The organism is Neisseria sp. HMSC075C10 (assembly GCF_001815615.1).
Classification (GTDB): domain Bacteria; phylum Pseudomonadota; class Gammaproteobacteria; order Burkholderiales; family Neisseriaceae; genus Neisseria; species Neisseria subflava_A.
Genome location: NZ_KV821256.1, coordinates 23,036 through 29,613 on the forward strand (window position 1 = coordinate 23,036; position 6,578 = coordinate 29,613).

Genomic DNA, 6,578 nt, shown 5'->3' on the forward strand with positions numbered 1-6,578 from the left:
AGGCCGTCTGAAACCTACTTACCCTTTCAGACGGCCTGCCCTAATGGTTAAAATCCACCAAACACAATAAAGATACACGATTATGAGCCGCGAAAACAACGTCAAATCCAAAGACCTACACCTCATCAACGACCTCAATGCCGCCCTTCAAAAAGAAAAACACAGCGGTCAATTTTGGGTCATCATCCTATTCTTCCTTTTCTTGGTTGTCTTCGTCATCTGGGCATACAACAGCCCTGTCGAAGAAGTGACCCGCGGCAACGGCAATATCATTCCCAGCAGCCGTGAGCAAGTAATCCAAAGCCTGGATCCCGGCATCGTAACCGAAATCATGGTTAAAGAAGGCGACATGGTCGAGAAAGATCAGATTCTGATGAAACTCGACGACACGCGCAGCTCCGCCGTTTTACGAGAAAGCGAAGCCAAAGTCGAAAACCTCGAAGCCACTATTGCCCGTCTTAAAGCCGAAGCCTACGGCACCAAGCTCTCCTTCCCTGACAGCGTGGGTCCTGAGCTGCGCCGTCGCGAAATTGCCGCCTACAAAGCACGCCGCCAAGTCATGGTAGATGCCATCAACGGCCTGTCTCAAAGTAAAGCTGCACTTGATCGAGAGATTGCCATTACTGCTCCTCTCGTTTCCGAAGGTTACGTTTCCGAAGTCGAACTCTTAAGAATGCGCCGTGAGTCTGCCGACTTGGCCACCCAAATTTCCGAGCGCCGCAACCGCTACAAAGCCGATGCCAACAACGAACTTTTGCAAGCCGAATCCGAGCTGGCGCAATCCAAAGAAAACGTTGCCATGCGTGCCGATCCGGTTGAACGCTCGCAAATCCGCGCACCTATGCGCGGCATCGTCAAAGGCATAAAAGTTACCACCATCGGCGGCGTTGTGAACGCAGGCGAAGACATTATGCAAATCGTCCCGGTTGACGACAAACTGCTGGTCGAAGCCTATATCCGTCCGCAAGACATCGCCTTTATCCGCGCAGGCCAACCTGCATTGGTTAAAGTCAGCGCATACGACTACTCCATCTACGGCGGTTTGGAAGGCAAAGTTACCCTCGTTGGTGCAGATACCGTCAGCAACTCCATGCAAAACCGTGCCAACGACCTGAAACTCGACCCGAACCAAGTCTATTACCGTGTTCTCGTCCAAACCGAAAACAACTCCCTGAAAGACAAAAACGGCAAACCTATGCCGATTATTCCGGGCATGGTGGCAACGGTGGACATCAAAACCGGTGAAAAAACCATCTTCCAATACCTGATCAAACCAATTACGCGTATGAAACAAGCGTTAAGCGAACGCTAATCGATAAAATGATAAAAGGCCGTCTGAAAGTTTTCAGACGGCCTTTTATTTATGTTTTAAATACCTCCTTATCCGGCAGGCAAATTACTTCTCCTTAAAAGCAGTACCGACAAACGTTCTTTTCGGATTGCCGCGCTCAACTTGATAGAGTTGCGCGTGCTGCTTCTGCGCAAAATTTCCTGCCTGTCCGGCATGATGCTCCGTCAGTTTTTGCGCCAATAACATTACCGCCAATTTTTTATTGGCATGCTGGCTGCGTTCGCTCTCGACCCGCACGGAAATGCCGCTTTCTTTATGGGTAGCGCGGACGGCACTCTCGGTTTTATTGACGTGTTGCCCGCCTTTACCGCCTGAACGGCAGGTTTGAAACTCGATTCCGTTTTCAGACGGCATTTCATACATCTGCGGCATATCGGGCAAGCGGAAAACGCCTATATACCAATTTTTACGCGGATGTTTCGGGCGGACAGGGCTGGGGCATATCCATTGAAGCGTCCCCTGCCAAGTTTGCGCCAAACTTTCGGCTTTCTGCCCTGCCAATTTGAGCGTCGCCGACAAAATGCCGTGCTTATCGGCGGTTTCGGTAACAAGTTCGGCATCAATGCCTTTTACTTGGGCTTCGGCAAACAGCTTGCCCAAGACGAAACGGGCAAATATACGGCACTCTGCCGGCCCTTGCGCGGTGGAAATTTGCAGATAAATCACTGGTGTATTCTGTTTCATCTTTACGCTCCACACTCGCCGCCGGTTTTATAAGTCAAAACAGGTTTAAACCGCGCGACCAATTCAATCAAACCTGCATTTTTCATAGCAGCAATAACGCTGTCGATGCTTTTATAAGCCTGCGGCGCTTCTTCAAAAATCAAGGCCTTATCCTGACAAACGACTACGCTGCCAAATTCGGTCTGGCGCAGGCTGTCGGCAGTGTATTTGTGCGACAGCCTGCCTTTGCATTCGTCGCGCTGCCACTTCCGACCTGCGCCGTGAGCCAAGGTATTCAACGAAATTTGGCAATCTTCGGCAGGTCGGACCAGATAGCTGTAATCGCCGCGCGAGCCGGGTATCATGACCAAGCCTTTATTGGTGGGCGTTGCGCCTTTTCGGTGCAGCCAACCGATTGTGCCGTCAATCTCGGTTTGCTCCAAAAAATTATGGTGGACATCAAGCAGGCATATTCCTTCTGTGCGCCAACGGTCGAGCATTCTGGCCGCAATCAAACGACGGTTAAGGCTGGCAAATTCAAGGGCTGCTTGGTGTTCGGCAAGATAGGCTGCCGCCGCTTCGCCCTCTTCCGCCAAACCTTGATGCCCGAAGGCGGCAATATGACGTTGCAAAATCTGCTGGCCCAATCCGCGCGAACCGCTATGTACCAACAGTTGCAGATGGTTTTCATCAAAATCTATCGGGAGCAGATCGGCGCGATAAACGGTATCAACGGTTTGCAACTCGGCAAAATGGTTACCACCGCCAATCGTACCGACGGCAAGGCCGTCTGAAAATTGGCGCATATCGACAGCGTAGCCTAATAAATCGACCTGTTCGTCTTTATCCAATGGCGTATCGATGTTGCCGAGCTGTTTGGCGAGTTTGGCCGGTTTGAGTTTGGCTGCGCGTAAATTGGTCTGCCAAAACGCCATGCCGCAACCGATGTCGTTTCCGATCAGGGCAGGATAAAAATGACGGTCGCTGAAAAATGCCGCGCCAACCGGATAACCGCGCCCCGCATGCAAATCCGGCATTCCGGCAACGCACAGCATATGCGGTAATCGGGCGGTGGTTTCGAGCTGTGCGACAGCGTTGCCTTCAATCCATGTATTTGAATCGGCAATAATTTGAATATGATGGGGATAATTGCCCATGTGTTTATACTTTCTTTAAAACGGATAGAAACCGTCAACAGATGACAATAGGTATCCACCGTCTGCAAAATGTTCAGACGGCCTGGTTTCTAGCCGATAATCGTAGGGAAAGCAGCCCAAAGCGGGCGACATGGAATGCGAAAAGCGTTATCCGAAAGTCAGACCGACGCTTGGGCTGCAAAGAATGTGATTGAGCGGATTGAAGTATTGCATGTCATGGCTTGCTCCTTTCTTTGCATGAAAATATTAAAAACGTTCGGATTATAGAGTGTTCATTTCCAATCATGCAAACTTACTGACATCAATCTGCCAATAATGTTGCATAAATGGCAACTATTGAGAACATAATTTAGGCCGTCTGAAAACTTTTCAGACGGCCTTTGATGCCTAATAATCCTTACAAAACAACGGTCGGATAAGAGCCGACAACTTTCACGAAGGAAGCGCGTTCGCCCAAAAGCTGCAAGGCTTTTTGGACATTTTCATCGCTTTGATGTCCTTCGATATCGATGAAGAACAGGTATTCCCACAAAACCGATTTGCTTGGGCGGCTTTCAAATTTGGTCATGGAAATGCCCAACTCGGTGAAAGGTTGCAACAACGAAGTAACGGCACCGGCACGGTTGGGTGCGGAGACGACCAAAGAGGTTTTGTCGTTGCCGCTGCGGCCGGTTTCTTGATGGCCCATCACCAAGAAGCGCGTGGTGTTGTTCGGTTCGTCTTCGATACACTCGGCGGCAAAGCTCAACTGATAAATTTCCGCGGCAATACGTCCGGCAATCGCGGCCACATTCGGGCTATCTGATTCGGCAACCAGACGCGCTGCTTCGGCATTGCTGGCTACGGCGATACGTTCAGCATTGGGTAGGTTGCGGCCGAGCCAGTCGTTGCATTGCGCCAAGGCTTGGGCATGGGCGAAAACTTTGGTAATGCCGCCGATTTCGTGGCTATCTTTACGCAACAGGTTGTGATGAATGCGGACAACCACTTCGCCGCAGGCTTTCAAAGCGGTTACGGCCAACAAGTCTAAAGTACGGCCCACTGAGCCTTCGGTCGAGTTTTCTACCGGTGCCACCAAATAATCGGCTTGGCGCGTTTCAACTTGTTTGAAGCAGTTGTCGATGGTGGTACACGCCATGGTGTGTGCGGCGTGGCCGAAATGTTTGATGGCGGCTTGCTGGGTAAATGTTCCCTTCGGGCCCAAATAGGCAATCGTCAACGGACGCTCTACCGCCAAACATTCGCTCATAATCTCGCGAAACAGCCGAGTAACCGATTCATCCGGCAAAGGGCCGCGGTTCAAATCCTGAATCCGGCGCAAAACGGCCACTTCCCGTTCAGGACGGTACACCGCGCCTGTCCCTTTCAATTCGCCGATAGCATGCGCATGACTGGCGCGCTCGTTGAGCAAACGGAGGATTTCCGCATCGATGCTGTCGATGGCATTGCGGTGCGGCAATAATTGTTCGTCTATGGATAAAGGCATAAGCTGTCTCGCAATTTTGTGAGGGATATTTTCATTTTAACATTAAAGGCCGTCTGAATTCCGTTTTCAGACGGCCTCAACACTATCTTTATCTAACTTTATCGTCTATCAGGTTTGCAAACGCCGCCAATTCCATCATAATTAAGCCTTTTGAACGACAAGGCCTATTCCATGCACTCAAACGGACTGTACACCCGTTTTCTGCCCGATGAAGAAGCAACCCTGCAACTGGGTGAAGAATGGAGCAAGCAGCTTTCCGCTCCGCTGACCATCTATCTTGAAGGCGGGCTGGGTGCAGGCAAAACCACGCTGACACGCGGAATTTTGCGCGGACTGGGGCATACGGGCGCAGTCAAAAGCCCGACTTACACCATTGTCGAATCTTATCCGCTGGATACATTCACCCTCCACCATTTCGACCTCTACCGCTTTACCATGCCTGAGGAATGGGAAGATGCCGGTTTGGACGAATTGTTTGCGCCCGACAGCATCTGCCTCATCGAATGGCCGCAGCAAGGTGGGGAATTCACGCCTCCGGCAGACATTACCATTACGTTGACATACACCGATAAGGGCAGAACCTGCACCTTTTCCGCCCACACAAACCAAGGCCGAAAAAGTTTAGAATCATGGTCAAATTAACTAGAAGACACATTCTCCGTCAAGGCACAGGACTATTTCTTACCCTCACGCCCGTTGGTGCCGCATTGGCCAAACCGGCCTCTCCTGCGCAATTCCTTGCCGTCCGCATTTGGCCGGCGAACGCCTACACACGCGTTACCCTTGAGAGCAACCACTCGATGAAATACCAACATTTTATGTTGGACAACCCCAGCCGGTTGGTCGTGGATATTCAAGGTGCGGAAATTAACAGCGTCCTGCAAGGTATTTCCAGCAAAGTGCTGTCTAACGACCCTTTTATCCGCAGCATTCGTGCCGGTCAAAATACGCCCAACACCGTGCGTATCGTCATCGACCTCAAACAAAGCACCCATCCGCAAGTCTTCGCACTCGCACCCGTCGGCAACTTCAAAAACCGCTTGGTTATCGACCTTTATCCGCACGGCGCAGATGCCAACGACCCAATGATGGCTTTGCTCAACGGCAATATCCTCAAACAACGTCAAAATACCAATATCGCATACGACACCCCTGCCCCTAAAAATAATCGCGGCAGCAGCGGCAACCGCCGTCCCGTGATTATGATCGACCCCGGTCACGGTGGCGAAGACCCTGGCGCAATCGGCCCGAGCGGCCTCAAAGAGAAAAACGTCGTACTCTCCATTGCACGCGAAACCAAAAAACGCCTCGAAGCCTTGGGTTACAACGTATTCATGACGCGCAACGAAGACATCTTTATCCCATTGGGCGTACGCGTTGCCAAAGGCCGTGCACGCAATGCCGACGTATTCGTATCCATCCACGCCGATGCCTTTACCAGCCCGTCCGCACGCGGTACCGGCGTATATATGCTCAATACCAAAGGCGCGACCAGCTCTGCGGCAAAATTCCTTGCCCAAACCCAAAACAACGCCGACGCCATCGGCGGTGTACAAACCAGTGGCAACCCCAATGTCGACAACGCCATTTTGGATATGACCCAAACCGCGACCCTGCGCGACAGCCGCAAGCTCGGCCATTCCGTCTTGACCGAATTGGGCAAACTCAACCAGTTGCACAAAGGCCGCGTTGACGAAGCCAACTTCGCCGTCCTCCGCGCGCCGGATGTTCCGTCCATTTTGGTGGAAACCGCCTTCCTCTCCAACCCTACCGAAGAGCGGCTGCTCGGCAGCGAATCCTTCCGCCAACAATGCGCCCAAGCCATTGCCACCGGTATTCAAAAATACATCAATACCGCCGTTTTACAACGTGGATAATGGCTTGATGAAACAAAGGCCGTCTGAAAATTTTTCAGACGGCC

The 6,578-nt window shown here is 51.5% G+C and carries 6 protein-coding genes; 3 read left to right on the forward strand and 3 right to left on the reverse strand.

The genetic code is table 11. From position 1 onward, the window contains the following. Nucleotides 1-82 precede the first annotated feature (82 nt). Nucleotides 83-1,312 (forward strand): HlyD family type I secretion periplasmic adaptor subunit, encoded by a 1,230-nt coding sequence (locus tag HMPREF3047_RS04315; RefSeq protein WP_070712294.1) that lies wholly within the window; start codon nucleotides 83-85, stop codon nucleotides 1,310-1,312. An 84-nt stretch (nucleotides 1,313-1,396) separates the two neighbouring features. On the opposite strand, the gene prfH is transcribed toward HMPREF3047_RS04315, so the two are convergent. From prfH to pheA, 3 genes are all read right to left on the reverse strand, one after another. Then, nucleotides 1,397-2,035, reverse strand: coding sequence for a peptide chain release factor H (prfH, locus tag HMPREF3047_RS04320; RefSeq protein ID WP_083315946.1), 639 nt, complete (start codon nucleotides 2,033-2,035; stop codon nucleotides 1,397-1,399). 2 nt (nucleotides 2,036-2,037) lie between these two features. Further along, nucleotides 2,038-3,171 (reverse strand): RNA ligase RtcB family protein, encoded by a 1,134-nt coding sequence (locus HMPREF3047_RS04325; RefSeq protein WP_070712295.1) that lies wholly within the window; start codon nucleotides 3,169-3,171, stop codon nucleotides 2,038-2,040. A 397-nt stretch (nucleotides 3,172-3,568) separates the two neighbouring features. Then, the gene (gene pheA, locus HMPREF3047_RS04330) at nucleotides 3,569-4,657 is read right to left on the reverse strand and encodes a prephenate dehydratase (protein WP_070712296.1); all 1,089 of its coding nucleotides are present in this window, start codon (nucleotides 4,655-4,657) and stop codon (nucleotides 3,569-3,571) included. Between the two features lie 171 nt (nucleotides 4,658-4,828). Here pheA and tsaE point away from each other — a divergent pair, with 171 nt between their 5' ends. Continuing rightward, the gene (tsaE, locus tag HMPREF3047_RS04335) at nucleotides 4,829-5,299 is read left to right on the forward strand and encodes a tRNA (adenosine(37)-N6)-threonylcarbamoyltransferase complex ATPase subunit type 1 TsaE (RefSeq protein WP_070585766.1); all 471 of its coding nucleotides are present in this window, start codon (nucleotides 4,829-4,831) and stop codon (nucleotides 5,297-5,299) included. Beyond that, the gene (locus HMPREF3047_RS04340; RefSeq protein ID WP_070712297.1) at nucleotides 5,287-6,534 is read left to right on the forward strand and encodes an N-acetylmuramoyl-L-alanine amidase; all 1,248 of its coding nucleotides are present in this window, start codon (nucleotides 5,287-5,289) and stop codon (nucleotides 6,532-6,534) included. Before tsaE ends, HMPREF3047_RS04340 begins: the two co-directional genes overlap by 13 nt. Nucleotides 6,535-6,578 lie beyond the last annotated feature (44 nt).